The organism is Burkholderia sp. THE68, assembly GCF_009938265.1.
Classification (GTDB): Bacteria; Pseudomonadota; Gammaproteobacteria; order Burkholderiales; family Burkholderiaceae; genus Caballeronia.
Genome location: NZ_AP022315.1, coordinates 2671170 through 2685792 on the forward strand (window position 1 = coordinate 2671170; position 14623 = coordinate 2685792).

A 14623-nucleotide genomic window follows, 5' to 3' on the forward strand; every position below is an offset into this window, starting at 1 on the left:
AACCTGAATCGGTCCGGCACTTCGATTATTCAGGTTAGCGGCATACCTCTTCAAAAGTTTAGGGTCGCCCGGCGATAAATGTATGTGGTGCGCCGTCCCGACGAACGTAAAACGTTTGCCGTTACTTTTGATCGGAACATTCGCGCTTCCCGCGCGCCGTCAGACGATCTGACGCATGATCGAAATCAGCTTCTTCGCGTACTGCGGATCGGTCGCGTAGCCCGCCTTCTGCATGCCGTGCGCGAAGCCCGCGACATCGCGCGAAGCCTGGATCACCGGCGCATAGCGCGGATTGTTCTTGATCACGCTCGCGTAATCGGTGAGCGCTTCTTCGTACGAATCGTAAGCGCGGAAGCGCTCGACGACCTTCTGCGGCCGGCCGTTCACGTATTCGGTCGTGACCGAATCGACGGTCTTGCCGGTCCAGTTGCTCGTCGCCTTGATGCCGAAGATATTGTGGCTCGTCGCGCCGTTCGCGCTCTTGATCTCGCGCTTGCCCCAACCCGATTCGAGCGCCGCCTGGCCGATGATGAAGCGCGCCGGAATGCCCGTCGCCGCGCTCGCGGCCTGCGCCGGCACGGCCAGGCGGTCGACGAACGCGTTGACCTTGTCCGAACCGTTGCCGCGCGCGGGCGGTTCGAGCGAGTCAGCCGCCGTATAGCCCTTGCCCGCGAGCGACGCACTGCTCTTGCTGGCCTGCGCCGCCGCATAAGCCTTCGCCATCGCGTTCATCGCGGCGAGATTGCCCGCGTTCGCTTCGAGATCGCCGCTGCCGCCCGACATGCCGCCGAGCGCCTGCATCGCGTTCATCGCATTGGCGCCGCCCGTGCCGCTCGCGTCGGTCTTGCCGCCCGCGTTGCGCATGAGCTGCTTCAACATCATGTCCGCCACGCCGATGCCCTTCGACGACATCTGCTGCGAAAGCTGCTGATCGAGCATCGACGTGAACGATTTCGTATCGTTCGATTCGAACGGGCTGTCCGAAGGCGTCGCGTCGCGCATGCTCTTGAGCATCATCTGCGTGAAGACCGCGTCGAACTGTTTCGCGGCCTGCTTCAGTCCCTGCTGCGGATTCGCGCCGGCCTGCGCGCGCAATGCATCGAAACCCTGCGTGTCGAGCGCGAAACGGTTCGACAGGTTCGATAAGCCGCTCGTCGTATCGGTCGATGCCAGCGCGGTGCCGGCGATTCCGCTCGTGTTCGAGTTCATGTGGCTTCGTTCCTTAGATGATTTCGAGGTCTGCGCGCAGCGCGCCCGCGGCCTTCATCGACTGAAGAATCGAGATGAGATCCGCCGGCGTCGCGCCGAGCGCGTTGAGCGCCTTCACGACATCCGCGAGATTCGCGCCCGCGTTGAGCATCTTGAGCGCGCCGCTATCCTGTTTCAGTTGAATCGACGATTCCTTCGCGGCCACCGTCTGGCCATTCGAGAACGCACCCGGCTGGCTCACCGCCGTCTTCGTGTTGATCACGACCGACAGATTGCCGTGCGCCACCGCGCAGTTCTGCAATGTGACCATCTGGTTCATCACGATGGAGCCGGTGCGCGCGTTCAGGATCACCTTCGCGGCGGCCTGCGCCGGACGCACGTCGATGTTCTGCAATTGCGCCATGAACGACACCTGCTCGCTCGCGTCCTGCGGCGCGCGCAGTTGAATCGTGCGGCCGTCGAGCGCGAGCGCCGTGCCCATGCCGAACTGGTTGTTCACCGCCGCGACGATCCGTTGCGTGGTGTCGAAGTCCATGTCGCGCAGCTCCATCTGCATGACGCCGCCCTGCTGCTGCAACGCCGACGGCACCGCGCGCTCGACGATCGCGCCCGCCGAGATGCGACCGACGGCAAGCTGGTTCACCTGCACCTTGCTGCCGTTCGCGCTCGCGCCCGCGCCGCCGACCACGAGGTTGCCCTGCGCCATCGCGTACACCTGGCCGTCGGCGCCCTTCAGCGGCGACATCAGCAGCGTGCCGCCGCGCAGGCTCTTCGCGTTGCCGAGCGACGAAACAGTCACGTCGATCGCTTCGCCGGGGCGCGCGAACGGGGGCAGCGTCGCGGTCACCATCACGGCGGCCACGTTCTTCAACTGCATGTTCTGCGTCGTCGCCGAATTCACCGTGATGCCGAGGTTGCCGAGCATGTTGGTGAGCGATTGCGTGGTGAACGGCGTCTGCATCGTCTGGTCGCCGGTTCCGTCGAGACCGACGACGAGACCGTAGCCGATTAGCGGATTGTCACGCACGCCCTGAAACGAGACGAGGTCTTTCAGACGCTCGGCGTGCGCGGACGGTGCGGTATGGATCGCCACCAGCGCGGCGGCGAGCGAGAACGAAACGAAACGAAGAAGCGGATTCATGATCAGAACGGCGCGACGTTGAGGAAGAAGCGCTGCAGCCAGCCCATGTTCTGCGCTTCGTCGATATAACCCTTCGCCGAATATTCGATTTTCGCGTCGGCGACTTGCGTGGAGAAGACGGTGTTGCTGCCCGAGATCGTCGTCGGGTTGACGACGCCCGAGAAGCGCACGAATTCGTTGCCCTGGTTGATGAGCATCTGCTTTTCTCCGCTCACCATCAGGTTGCCGTTCGACATCACTTCCGTGACGGTCACGGTCAGCGTGCCGCTGAACGTGTTGGCCGCGCTTGCGCCGCCCGCCGCGGTGAACTTGTTCGCGCCGGTGGCCGACAGGTTCGTGTTGTTGAAGAGACCGCCGAAGAGGCCCGGCGTCGTCGGCACGGAGAACGAGCCGTTGCCGGCGCGGTTGGTGTTCGCCGCCGACGACTTGGTCGCGTTGACGTTTTCCGAGATCACGATGGTCAGGATGTCGCCGACGTTGCGCGGACGCTGGTCTTCGAACAGCGGCCGGCCCGCGTAGCCCGCGTTGTAGATCGCGCCGGGCGAGCGCGTGCCGACGGGCGGCTGCGGCGGACGCGCGGTCATCGGCTGCTGGACGATCGGCTCTTTCGGCACGAGGCCGCACGCGCCGAGCGCTGCGATGAGCGCGGCGATCGTGGCACGCGAGAGGATTTGAGTAGGCGACATCCTGGTGACTCGAAAAGTTAAACCTGCATCTGCGAGAGCGTCTGCAGCATCTGGTCGGACGTGGTCACGGCCTTGCTGTTGATCTCGTAGGCGCGCTGGGTCTGGATCATGTTGACCAGCTCCTGCACCACGTTCACGTTCGACGCTTCCACATAGCCCTGCTGCAGCGAACCCGCGCCGTTCAGACCCGGCTGCGACACGTTCGGGGCGCCGGAGCTGCCCGTCTCGGAGAACAGGTTTTCGCCGCGCGCTTCGAGGCCGGCCGGGTTGATGAAGGTCGCAAGCTGGATCGCGCCGACCGTCGTGCTGTTCGTGCTGCCCGACTGCACGATCGACACCGTGCCGTCCGAGCCGATGGTCATCGAGGTCGCGTTCTGCGGAATCGTGATCGCCGGATTCAGCTGATAGCCGCTCGACGTGACGAGCTGGCCCTGGGCGTTGGTCTGGAACGAGCCGTCGCGCGTGTAGGCGGTCGTGCCGTCGGGCATCGTCACCTGGAAGAAGCCCTGGCCGTTGATCGCGACGTCCTTCGAGTTGCCGGTCTGCTGCAGGTTGCCCTGCGTGTAGAGACGCTCGGTCGCGACCTGTTGCACGCCGGTGCCGAGCTGCACGCCCGATGCGAGTTCGGTCTGTTGCGTCGAGTTCGCGCCCGGCTGACGCGTGGTCTGATACAGCAGGTCTTCGAACACCGCGCGCGAGCCCTTGAAGCCGTTCGTGCTCACGTTGGCGAGGTTGTTCGAGATCGTGTCCATCTGCGCCTGCTGCGCATTCATGCCGGTCGCGGCGATATAGAGTGAGCGATTCATGTCTGTTTCCTGATGTCCTTGCTTCGCCGCTTAGGAGAAGTTGAGCAGCTTGTTGGCCGATTGTTCGTTCTGGTCCGCCGATTCCATCAGCTTCGTCTGCATCTGGAACTGGCGCGCGTTGGTGATCATCGAGACCATCGCGGAGACCGGGTTCACGTTGCTGCCCTCGAGCGCGCCGCCGGCCACGACGACGTTCGGGTCCGCATCGGCAGGATCGCCGGTCGCGGTGCGGAAGAGGCCGTCGTCGCCGCGCGTGAGCGTCGCCGGATCGGGATTCACGAGCTTGAGCTGATCCACCACCGCGATCGCCGTCGGCGGGTCGCCCGGAATCAGCGCGGAGATCGTGCCGTCCTTTCCGATCGTCACTTCCGCGCCCGGCGGGATCGACAGCGGGCCGCCGCCGCCCAGCACCGGCAGGTTGTTCGCCGTGACGAGCTGACCGTTCTGATCCACATGCAGATTGCCCGCGCGCGTGTACGCCTCGCTGCCGTCCGCCGCCTGCACGGACAGCCAGCCGGGGCCCTGGATGGCGACATCGAGCGGATTGCCGGTCTGTTGCACCGGGCCCGCCGAGTAGTCCGCGTTCGGCGTCGACGACAGCACGAAGGTGCGCGTCGTGCCATCGGCGGACTGGTTCTCGAACGACATCGGCACCTGGCGGAACGCCGCGAGCTGCGCCTTGAAACCCGTGGTCGACGTGTTCGCGAGGTTGTTCGCCACGACGGCTTGCTGCTCGAGAGCCTGGCTTGCGCCGGTCATCGCGGTGTAGATCAGACGGTCCATGAATCGCTTCCTTCCTTGCGTGCGGACGACACTTACAGATTGATCAGCGTCTGGTCGACGGTCTGCTGCGTCTTGATCGTCTGCGCGTTCGCCTGATAGTTGCGCTGCGCGGTGATCAGGTTCACGAGCTCGCTCGTCAGATCGACGTTGGAGTTTTCCACCGCGCCACCCTGCAGCGTGCCGTGGTTGGTCGAGCCCGGCACGGAGACCTGCGCCGCGCCCGAAGCCGCGGTTTGCGCGTACACGTTGCCGCCGAGGTTCTGCAGGCCGTTCTGGTTGTTGAAGTTGGCGATCGCGATCTGGCCGAGCGCCTTCGTCTCGCCGTTCGAGTAGTTGCCCGTCAGCATGCCGTCGGTGCCGACCGTGAAGCCCGTCAGCTCGCCCGTGCTGTTGCCGTCCTGATGCAGGTTCGTGAGGCCGCTCTTCGCGCCGTATTGCGTCGTGCCGGAAAGATCGAGCGTCAGCGACTGGGTCGCGCCCGCCGTCGCGCTCGCGCCGTCCGGAATCGTGAACGTGAAGGTCTTGCCCGAGGTCAGGTTGCCCGACGAATCGAACGTGACCGGGCCGAGATCCGTGTGGGTCGTGACCGGATCGCCGTAGCCCGCGAACGCTTCCCATGAGTTCGTGCCGGACTTCGTGAAGTACACCGACACCTTCTGCGTGCCGCCGAGCGAGTCGTAGGCATCGACGGAGGTCGACGCGTTGTACGTGTTGCCGTTGGTCGGGTCGAAGTCCGCGGCCGCCTTCACGCTGTCCTGCGAGTTCAGGTTGAATGCGGCGGTGATCGTCTTGGTCGCCGTCGGCGCGATGTTCGCGGTCGGCACCGTGAGCGGCACCGTGCTCGCGCTGTTGACGACGCCGCTCGAATCCGCCGCGTAACCCATCAGCTGCAGGCCCGACGAGTTGACGATCTTGCCGGTGTCGTCGAGGTGGAACACGCCGTTGCGCGAGTACACGACCGAGCCGTTGTTCGACAACTGATAGAAACCGTTGCCGTTGATCGCGACGTCGAGCGCCTGGTTGGTCGTGGTGATCGTGCCTTGCGAGAACTGCTGCTGCACTTCGGAAAGACGCGTGCCGATGCCGATCTGGTTGCTGACGGCCGTGGCCATCGAGTTGGCGTACATGTCGGCGAACTGCGCCGCGCCCTGCTTGAAGCCGACGGTGTTCGCGTTCGCGATGTTGTTGCCGATCACGTCGAGGTCGCTCGATGCAGCGCCCAGACCGCTCAGTGCTTGTTGATAACTCATGTTCTGTATCTCCGTGAATGCGGAATCAAAGAATCGAAGCGACGCTCGTCAGCGCAACGGTCGAACCGTTCGCGAGCTTCAGGCCCGGCGCGCCGCCCGTCATCTGCACGACGCTCTGGACCTGCGAAGCCGACAACGTGGTCGCCGTCGCCTGCTGGCCGTTGATCGTGCCTTGCGCGGTGATCGTGTAGCTGCCGTCGGCGAGCGTGGCGCCCTTCGAATCGACCGGCTTCCAGCCCGTCACCGGCACGACGCCCGCGCCCTGCGCACCGAGATCGAGCGTGTTGACGATCTGGCCCGATGAGTTCTTCACGACAATCTGCAGGTCGCTCACGTCGTTGGCGAGCTGCACGCCGAAGCTCGACGACGCGCCGCTCGACACCGTCATGCTGTTTCCTGCCGCGAGCACGTTCGAGCCGATGAGCAGCGCGGCCTGCGTCTGCTGGCCGGCGGAAAGCTGCGTCGCGAGCGACGACAGCGACGTGTTCAACTGGCCGATGCCCGTCACCGTGTTGATCTGCGCGAGCTGCGAGGTCATCTGCGAGCTGTCGGCGGGATTGGTCGGGTCCTGATTCTTCAGCTGCGTCACGAGCAGCGTGAGGAAGGTGTTCTGCAGATCCGACGCCGATTGCGCGCCGGTCGCCGAGGTCGACGTCGTCGACGCACTCGACGCGCCGTTCATGGTGTCGAGCAGCGTCTTCGACACGTTCGTGCCGTTGCTGCCGATGGTTGTGCTGGTCGTCACGTTGTGTTCCTTGAATGTCTGAATCAGGTTCCGATGGTCAGGGTCTTGAGCATCAATTGCTTGGCGGTATTGAGCGTCTCGACGTTCGCCTGATAGGAACGCGACGCGGAAATCATGTTGACCATCTCCTGCACCGGATCGACGTTGGGCATCGTCACGTAGCCGTCCGCGTTGGCGGCGGGGTTGCTCGGGTCGTAGCTGGTTTTCATCGGAGTCGGATCGTCGATCACGCCGGTCACCTGCACGCCGCCGACCTGCTGGCCCGACGCGGTGCGCGCGCCGCCGAGCGGATCGACCGCGAACACGACCTGCTTCGCCTTGTACGGCTGGCCGTCCGGGCCGGTCGTGCTGTCCGCGTTCGCGAGATTCGACGCGGTGACGTTCAGGCGCTGCGCCTGGGCGGACATCGCCGAACCGGCGACGTTGAAGATGTTCATCAAAGAGGGCATCGCTATTCCTTAACTGTTCGACGTGATCGCCGCGAGCATCGACTTGATCTGCGAGCTCAGCACCGTCATGCCTGCCTCGAAGTGCAGCGCGTTGTCCGCGAACTGCACGCGCTCGGCGTCGAGATCGACCGTGTTGCCGTCGAGCGACGGCTGGCTCGGCACGCGATAGGCGAGCTTGCCGTAGTCATCGCTCGAACCGCCCGACGCGGCGAGCTTCGACGTGCCGCTCATGTGGCCCTTCGCCGTCGCGGCCATCCCGCCGCTCGTGCTCACGCTGACGGGCTGCGCCATCTTCAGCGTCGAATTGTTCGAGGCGCCGCCGCTCTGCTTGAGCGCGCCCGACAGCGCGCTCGAGAAATCGACGTCGCGCGCCTTGTAGCCGGGCGTGTCGGCGTTGGCGATGTTCGACGACAGCAATTCCTGCCGATACGCGCGCACGTCGAGCGCCTCACGGCCAAAAGCGAATTCCTTGTCGAGTCTGTCTAGCATTGCGGTTTCTCCTGTCGGCAGCGCCGAGGCCTTTTTGCATGACACGAATCTTAGGAGCGACGCGCAATAACTAATCCGACGAATAACCGGGAAACGGGGCCTCTATTCGACGCTTGCCCGCGCCAGCCGATATCTAGAATTCGTTTCGTCAGTAGTCGCCGCGTGTTTTGCGGCTCGTTCGAATCACGTATGGAGAAAGTCGATGAGCAGGTCCGTCAAGCGTGCATCGAACCCTACGGCTCGCGCCGCAGCGAAGTTCGCGCGCCGCACGCTGTGTGGCCTGCTGTTCTCGGGCGTCGCGGCGAGCGCGTTTGCGCAGCAGAGCGACGGCCCGATCGTCATTCCGGGCAATGCGGAAACCAATCCCGCCGCAGCGGCCGATATGGCGAAGAGTCTGAATGCAACGGCGTCGCGCGCTCCGGCTCCGGTTGCGGCGATGCCTGCGCCTGAAGGCGCGCGCCCGAGCGGCTATCGCTCGGCGACGAAAGCCGCCGACGCCGCGATGCGCAATGCCGCGCTGGCGCTCGAAGCCCGCGCCGATGCCGCCGACGATTCCATGAACGATGCGAGCGGGATGATCGTGATTCCCGGAGCGGGCGAGGCGAAGGCCGCTGCTCCTGCGCCCGTACTTCAGAAAGCGCCGGTAGCGTCGCTTTCGCGCGACGTGATGCCCGTCGTCGTGACGCGGGATGACGGCGCGCCGGTTCGCAACACGAATACACGCCCCGTCGCGGCAAGTCCCGCGACGCCCGTCGCCGGCGCCGCTTCGCCGATGAGGCGCGTGAGCTTCAATCCGTCTGCCGCGCCCGTCGCCGCCGCGCTGCCGCAAGCGCCCGGCGCGCCCGCGACGATGCAGGACGGCGAATCGATCCGCGTCGCCGCGCTCAATTTCCTCCAGCAACAGGCCGCGGGTCTGCCGGGCAAGGTCGACATCACCGTCACGCCCGTTTTCCCGCGCGGCCTCGCCGCCTGCTCGTCGCTCGATCCGTTCATGCCGACCGGCGCGCGGCTCTGGGGCCGCATGACGGTCGGCGTGCGCTGCGTCGGCGAGCGTCCGTGGACGCTCTATGTACAGGCGCGCGTGTCGATCAACGCCACGTACTATCTGGCCGCGCGCGCCATCGCGCCGGGCGAGGTGCTGAGCAACGCCGATCTGGTCGCCCGCGACGGCGATCTCACCGCGATGCCGCAGGCCATCGTCACCGATCCGGCGCAGGCCGTCGGCGCGGTCGCGCTGTCGCGCGTGCCCGCCGGATTGCCGCTGCGCACCGACATGCTGCGCGCGGCAAGTTCGGTCGCGATCGGTCAGAACGTGCATGTGGTCGCCGGCGGCTCCGGCTTTTCGATTTCGGCCGAAGGCACCGCGATGAACAACGCCGCGCCAGGCCAGCAGGTTCGTGTAAAAACCGCCGGTGGCCAGATCATCACCGGCATCGTGAAGGACAGTCAGACGGTGGAAATCGCGCTGTAACGCGCGAAGTGTTCGGTCCCCCACGTTTGTTTCATTTTGTTGCAAATGCGCTCGAAGCCCGCCAGACAAGGCTTTCACGGCGATGAGCGCGGCGAACGGAAGTTGGCGGTCCCCCGGCAGGGTAAAGTTTTCAAGCACCCTCGCCGATAAAGGACTCAACACGTTCGGGAATGGACATCGTGAAAATCGAAACGAATAGCAACACCACGCTGGCAGGCCTTCAAGACAACCTGCAACGCGCGTCGCAAAACGACGCGAAGGGCGCCACGGGCGCCGCGCAACAGTCGGGCGCGAACCCGGCGAAGAACTCGACGGTGAGCCTTTCGCCGCTGGCGAGCGACCTGCGCGCATCGAACGGTTCCGACATCGACACGGCGAAAGTCGAATCGATCAAGGCCGCGATCCGCGACGGCAGTCTGAAGATGGATACGAGCAAGATCGCCGACGGCATTCTGAGCACCGCCCGCGACCTGCTCCAAACGAGAACCCCGCCGACCGGCGGCTGAACGCGGTGACCCGGCCGCGCCTGCATCAAGGGCGCGCGGCGGCAAGCGGCGTTCGTGACACCGGCGGCTTTTGTGAAACCGCTTTTCGAGCGATGCAATGAGAGACGCCCTGCTTGCCACCGTCACCGAAGAAGTCGCCGCTGTACAGGCCTTCGAATCCCTCCTCGTCGATGAGGAAAAAGCGCTGATTGCGGCGCAGCCGCTGCCGGTGCTGCCCGAGATCATCGCGAACAAGACCGCGCTCACCGAGCGCATCGCCGCGCTCGAAAAAGCGCGCGACGAACAGTTGAACGCGCTCGGTTTCCCCGCCGGATTCGCCGGCATGGAGGCCGCCGCCGCGGACGACAGCCAGATTGCCGAGCAATGGGCGCTGCTCACCGCCGCCGCCCGCCGCGCGAAGCAGGGCAACAACAACAATGGCGTGCTGATCCGCACGCGCATGGAATACAACCGCAAGGCGCTCGCCGCCTTGCAGGTCGCGCCGTCCAAAGCCGGTTTCTACGGCCCGGATGGCCGCGTGCCGGGCGCCTGATCGTCCGACACGCATTACTCATCGAACGGCGCGTGCTTCCTGCGAGGCACGCGCCGCTTTTGTTTCCCGCGCTTTCATCTACCGAATAACCCCCTTTTCCCCAGCCTTATCCGTCGATGGCTGCTCGACGCCATCCGCAATAATCGCTTTCATCAAAAAGCGGCTTCGCGCCGCCCGCATGTGACAACGATGCAAGCAACGGAGTAAGGCCCGGTGGCAGAAGAAAGCGATCTCGAAAAAACCGAATCAGCCACTCCCAAGCGCCTGGAAAAGGCGCGGGAGGAAGGCCAGGTTGCGCGTTCGCGGGAACTCGCGTCATTCGCGCTGCTGGCGGCGGGATTTTTCGGCGTGTGGGGTTTGTCGGGGCCGATCAGCCAGCATTTGCAGTCGATCCTGCGCGGCGCGTTCACCTTCGACCACGCGACCGTGCTCGACACGCGCCAGATGATGATCGGCGCGGCGAACGCGGGCAAGGAAGGGATGTTCGCGGTGCTGCCGGTTCTCCTGCTCTCCGGTTTCGCCGCGCTCGCCGCGCCGATGGCGCTGGGCGGCTGGCTCATCACGACGAAGCCGCTCGCGCCGAACTTCGGGCGTCTGAATCCGATCAGTGGTCTCGGCAAGATTTTTTCGGCGCAAGGCCCGGTTCAGCTCGGCATGTCGATGCTGAAGACGATGGTCGTCGGCGGCATGGCGGGCTCGGCGATCTGGAGCCGCAAGGCCGAAGTGCTCGGTCTGCTGACGAAACCGCTCACGCTGGCGCTCGCCGACGCGATGCATCTGATCTTCGTGTGCTGCGGCATGGCGATCGGCGGGTTGTTTCTGGTCGCGGCCGTCGACGTGCCGTATCAGCTTTACTCGCACGCGAAGAAGCTGCGCATGAGCAAGGAAGAAGTGAAGCGTGAGCACAAGGAAAACGAAGGCGATCCGCACATCAAGGGCAAGATCCGCTCGCAGCAGCGCGCGGCCGCGCGTCGCCGGATGATGCAGGCGATTCCGACCGCCGATGTGATCGTCACGAACCCGACGCACTTCGCCGTCGCGCTGAAATACACCGATGGCCAGATGCGCGCGCCGAAGGTCGTCGCGAAGGGCGTGAATCTGGTCGCGGGACGCATTCGCGAACTGGGCCGCGAGCACAACGTGCCGCTGCTCGAAGCGCCGCCGCTGGCGCGCGCGCTGTATCACAACGTCGAGATCAACCGCGAGATTCCGGGCGCGCTGTATGGCGCGGTCGCGCAGGTGCTGGCGTGGGTCTACCAGCTCAAGCGCTACAAGGAAGATGGCGGCACGAAGCCGGACGAACCGTCCGATCTCGACGTGCCGAAGGAACTGGACAAGGGCGGCGTATCCGACGCCGACGCCGAACAGGAAGCCTCCGAGGCCCTGACCGGCGACAACACTGACAAGGGAGCCGCAGCATGAACGCGCGCGCTGGATTTTTCGCCAAACGGCCCGACGCGCTGGGCACGCAGAACTTGCGAGCCCTCGCCGGCCCGATCCTGATCTGCATGATCTTGGGCATGATGATTCTGCCCTTGCCCGCATTTTTGCTGGACTTGCTGTTCACCTTCAACATCGCGCTGTCGGTGATGGTGTTGCTCGTCAGCATGTACACGCAAAAGCCGCTCGACTTCGCGGCGTTCCCGAGCGTGCTGCTGTTCTCGACGTTGCTGCGGCTGTCGCTGAACGTGGCGTCGACGCGTATCGTGCTGCTCGAAGGCCACACCGGCCCGGATGCGGCGGGTCAGGTGATCGAATCGTTCGGGCATTTTCTCGTCGGCGGGAATTTCGCGGTCGGTATCGTCGTGTTCGTGATTCTGATGATCATCAACTTCATGGTGATCACGAAGGGCGCGGGGCGGATCGCCGAAGTGGGCGCGCGCTTCACGCTCGACGCGATGCCCGGCAAGCAGATGGCCATCGACGCCGATCTGAACGCCGGCCTCATCAACGAGGAAACCGCGAAGAAGCGCCGTCAGGCCGTGGCGCAGGAAGCCGAGTTCTACGGCTCGATGGACGGCGCCAGCAAATTCGTGCGCGGCGATGCGATCGCGGGCCTGCTGATCATGGTGATCAACGTGGTGGGCGGGCTGATCGTCGGCATGCTCCAGCACGACATGGACTTCGGGCACGCGGCGACCAACTACACACTGCTGACCATCGGCGACGGCCTCGTCGCGCAGATTCCGTCGCTCATCATTTCGACGGCGGCGGGCGTGATCGTGTCGCGCGTCGCGACCGAGGAAGACATCGGCACGCAGCTGACGGGCCAGTTGTTCCAGAATCCGCGCGTGCTGATGATCACGGGCGTGATCATCGGCATCATGGGTCTGATTCCGGGCATGCCGCATTTCGCGTTCATGCTGCTCGGCGGCGGCCTGATCTACGCCGCGCGCACGATGAACAAGCGCGCCGAAGCGAAGAAGAAGGCCAGCGCCGTCACCGATGTCACGCCGCTCGCGGCGAGCGCGGCGGCTGCATCGGCGGAAAATGCGGAGGCGAGCTGGGAAGATGTGTCGCTCATCGATCCGCTCGGGCTGGAAGTGGGCTATCGGCTGATTCCGCTCGTCGATCGCAACAGCGACGGCGAACTGCTCAAGCGCATCAAGGGCATTCGCAAGAAGTTCGCGCAGGAAATCGGCTTTCTGCCGCCGGTCATTCACATTCGCGACAATCTCGAACTTCGGCCGAACGGCTACCGGATCGCGCTGAAGGGCGTGGAAGTGGGCGTCGGCGAAGCGTTCCCGGGCCAGTGGCTCGCGATCAATCCGGGACAGGTGTCGGCCGCGCTGCCGGGCGCGCAGACGCAGGACCCGGCGTTCGGGCTGCCGGCAGTGTGGATCGACACGAATCTGCGCGAACAGGCGCAGGTGTACGGCTACACCGTCGTCGATGCGAGCACGGTCGTCGCGACGCATTTGAATCATCTCGTCGTGACGCATGCGGCCGAGTTGCTCGGGCGTCAGGAAGTGCAGGCGCTGCTGGAGCGCATCGGCAAGGACACGCCGTCGCTCACGGACGATCTGGTGCCGAAGGTGCTGTCGCTCACGACGCTGCAAAAGGTGTTGCAGAACCTGCTCGACGAAAGCGTGCCGATCCGCGACATGCGTACGATTCTCGACGCGTTGCAGGAACACGCGCCGCGCACCTCCGATCCGCACGACCTCACGGCGGCGGTACGACTGGCGCTGGGGCGCGCGATCACGCAGCAGTGGTATCCGGGCGCGGACGATTTGCAGGTGATGGGACTTGATCCGACGCTGGAGCGCGTGCTGTCGCAGGCGTTGTCGACGGGGGCGAATCCGGGGCTGGAACCGGGGCTCGCGCAGACGCTGATGAACTCGACGCAGAACGCGATCATGCGTCAGCAGAATCTGGGCTTGCCGCCGGTGCTGCTCGTGCAGCACTCGCTGCGTGCGATGCTGGCTCGCTTTCTCCGCAGAAGCCTGCCGCAGTTGAAGGTGCTGTCTTATGCGGAAGTGCCGGATACGCGAAATGTGAAGGTGGTGAATCTGATTGGCGCTTGATTACGCCGACGCCTCGTTCAACTCCGGCTTCGATGTGTCGGAGATGTAGAGCCGAATGGGATTACCCTCGTCGTCCAGTTCCGCCTTCGCGAGAAAGCGGATCGGGTCGGCTGAGGTCATCGCTTTCACGTAGCGGTTGTTCGGGCGATCGAAAACCGGGTCGACCACGATGGCCGGGATGCGCGAGGTTGCGCCTTCCAGCGTGAGTCTGCATGCGCCTGTGGTCATGTCGAATTGCGAGATGACGCCGACGTAGGGTTCGAGGTGCTCCGTGACCGTGCCGGAATTTTGCGAGAAGGCGCGCTTGTGATCGGAGTCCAGTGTCATGAACTGCTTGCCTTCGGCGTAGAGGTCGATGCGTTGGCAGGAGTGGTCGATCGGGGACAGTGCCTGGCGTGCGGCGGGGCGTAGGGCGTCGGCGAGCTTGTCGGCGAGTGCTTTCAGTGTTTCGAAGTTCTGTTGATTGTTTTGCTGGGACTGCTGCAGCGCTTCGTTCATCGACTTCGCCTGGCTCTGCATAGTAGCCTGCATAGTCTGCATCGCTTCGTTCATATGCCTCGTCTGGTCCTGCACAAGTCGCATCCGGTCCTCCGCAAATTGCATCCCGTCCTGCGCAAATTGCAGCGCTTTATCTGAAAATCTCATCTGATCTTGATCGCGTCGAGAAAGTACATACTGAACAACGACAGCGAGCACAGCCCCGAATGCACCAGACCACAGGTCCCTGCTGGTCGCCATGCTTTTCACCATCGCGAGGACTTCGAAGCAACGATGTTCGGCGACGGGAAGCGAAACCACACGAACATCGAGTGCATCAAGTTGAAGGGTGAGTCTACCCGTTGCGAGCGTGTTCGCGCATAGCGCAAAGACAGAAGCGAAGCCCTGAATCGATACACCCAGCTGATTCAGATCTATCTCATGCGATGCGGCATCGTTGCCTTCGTATCGCACGCTGAGAACGCAGAGGCAGACTTCGGAATTCGTATTGACAGCTTGCAGCATTGTTCGCTCCGCATGACATTCATATCG

At 64.2% G+C, this 14623-nt stretch carries 15 protein-coding genes; 5 read left to right on the forward strand and 10 right to left on the reverse strand.

Annotated elements, in window-relative coordinates; translation table 11 throughout:
- Positions 1-159: 159 nt before the first annotated feature.
- The 9 genes from flgJ to flgB are packed head-to-tail and all read right to left on the reverse strand — an operon-like array spanning position 160 to position 7558.
- Positions 160-1209, reverse strand: coding sequence for a flagellar assembly peptidoglycan hydrolase FlgJ (gene flgJ, locus BTHE68_RS12715; RefSeq protein WP_162066587.1), 1050 nt, complete (start codon positions 1207-1209; stop codon positions 160-162).
- Positions 1210-1222: 13 nt separating this feature from the next.
- Entirely contained in the window at positions 1223-2350 is a 1128-nt protein-coding gene (locus BTHE68_RS12720) for a flagellar basal body P-ring protein FlgI (RefSeq protein ID WP_162066588.1), read from the reverse strand.
- A gap of 2 nt (positions 2351-2352) precedes the next feature.
- On the reverse strand, positions 2353-3036 hold the full coding sequence (locus BTHE68_RS12725; RefSeq protein ID WP_162066589.1) for a flagellar basal body L-ring protein FlgH: 684 nt from the start codon (positions 3034-3036) through the stop codon (positions 2353-2355).
- 17 nt (positions 3037-3053) lie between these two features.
- Positions 3054-3842, reverse strand: coding sequence for a flagellar basal-body rod protein FlgG (gene flgG, locus BTHE68_RS12730; protein ID WP_162066590.1), 789 nt, complete (start codon positions 3840-3842; stop codon positions 3054-3056).
- Between the two features lie 30 nt (positions 3843-3872).
- The gene (flgF, locus tag BTHE68_RS12735) at positions 3873-4625 is read right to left on the reverse strand and encodes a flagellar basal-body rod protein FlgF (protein ID WP_162066591.1); all 753 of its coding nucleotides are present in this window, start codon (positions 4623-4625) and stop codon (positions 3873-3875) included.
- A 32-nt stretch (positions 4626-4657) separates the two neighbouring features.
- The gene (gene flgE, locus BTHE68_RS12740) at positions 4658-5875 is read right to left on the reverse strand and encodes a flagellar hook protein FlgE (protein ID WP_162066592.1); all 1218 of its coding nucleotides are present in this window, start codon (positions 5873-5875) and stop codon (positions 4658-4660) included.
- Between the two features lie 25 nt (positions 5876-5900).
- Positions 5901-6620 carry a flagellar hook assembly protein FlgD gene (locus BTHE68_RS12745; protein ID WP_162066593.1) on the reverse strand — a complete coding sequence of 240 codons (720 nt, stop codon included), beginning with the start codon at positions 6618-6620 and terminating at the stop codon, positions 5901-5903.
- Positions 6621-6643: 23 nt separating this feature from the next.
- The gene (gene flgC / locus BTHE68_RS12750) at positions 6644-7069 is read right to left on the reverse strand and encodes a flagellar basal body rod protein FlgC (RefSeq protein WP_162066594.1); all 426 of its coding nucleotides are present in this window, start codon (positions 7067-7069) and stop codon (positions 6644-6646) included.
- A 9-nt stretch (positions 7070-7078) separates the two neighbouring features.
- Positions 7079-7558, reverse strand: coding sequence for a flagellar basal body rod protein FlgB (gene flgB / locus BTHE68_RS12755; RefSeq protein ID WP_162066595.1), 480 nt, complete (start codon positions 7556-7558; stop codon positions 7079-7081).
- 202 nt (positions 7559-7760) lie between these two features.
- On the opposite strand from flgB, the gene flgA reads away from it, so the two are divergent.
- The 5 genes from flgA (at position 7761) to flhA (ending at position 13594) form a co-directional block, all read left to right on the forward strand.
- Positions 7761-9029: a flagellar basal body P-ring formation chaperone FlgA gene (gene flgA / locus BTHE68_RS12760; RefSeq protein WP_162066596.1), complete on the forward strand. Its 1269-nt coding sequence runs from the start codon at positions 7761-7763 to the stop codon at positions 9027-9029.
- Positions 9030-9199: 170 nt separating this feature from the next.
- Entirely contained in the window at positions 9200-9535 is a 336-nt protein-coding gene (gene flgM / locus BTHE68_RS12765; protein ID WP_162066597.1) for a flagellar biosynthesis anti-sigma factor FlgM, read from the forward strand.
- Positions 9536-9632: 97 nt separating this feature from the next.
- A complete protein-coding gene (locus BTHE68_RS12770; RefSeq protein WP_162066598.1) occupies positions 9633-10067 on the forward strand; it encodes a flagella synthesis protein FlgN in 435 nt (144 codons plus the stop codon).
- A gap of 213 nt (positions 10068-10280) precedes the next feature.
- Positions 10281-11489, forward strand: a complete 1209-nt coding sequence (gene flhB, locus BTHE68_RS12775) for a flagellar biosynthesis protein FlhB (RefSeq protein ID WP_162066599.1) — start codon at positions 10281-10283, stop codon at positions 11487-11489.
- Positions 11486-13594, forward strand: coding sequence for a flagellar biosynthesis protein FlhA (gene flhA, locus BTHE68_RS12780; RefSeq protein ID WP_162066600.1), 2109 nt, complete (start codon positions 11486-11488; stop codon positions 13592-13594). The genes flhB and flhA overlap by 4 nt, the downstream gene beginning before the upstream one ends.
- On the opposite strand, the gene BTHE68_RS12785 is transcribed toward flhA, so the two are convergent.
- Positions 13595-14596, reverse strand: a complete 1002-nt coding sequence (locus tag BTHE68_RS12785) for a DUF7946 domain-containing protein (RefSeq protein WP_162066601.1) — start codon at positions 14594-14596, stop codon at positions 13595-13597. It lies immediately after the preceding gene.
- Positions 14597-14623: the final 27 nt, after the last annotated feature.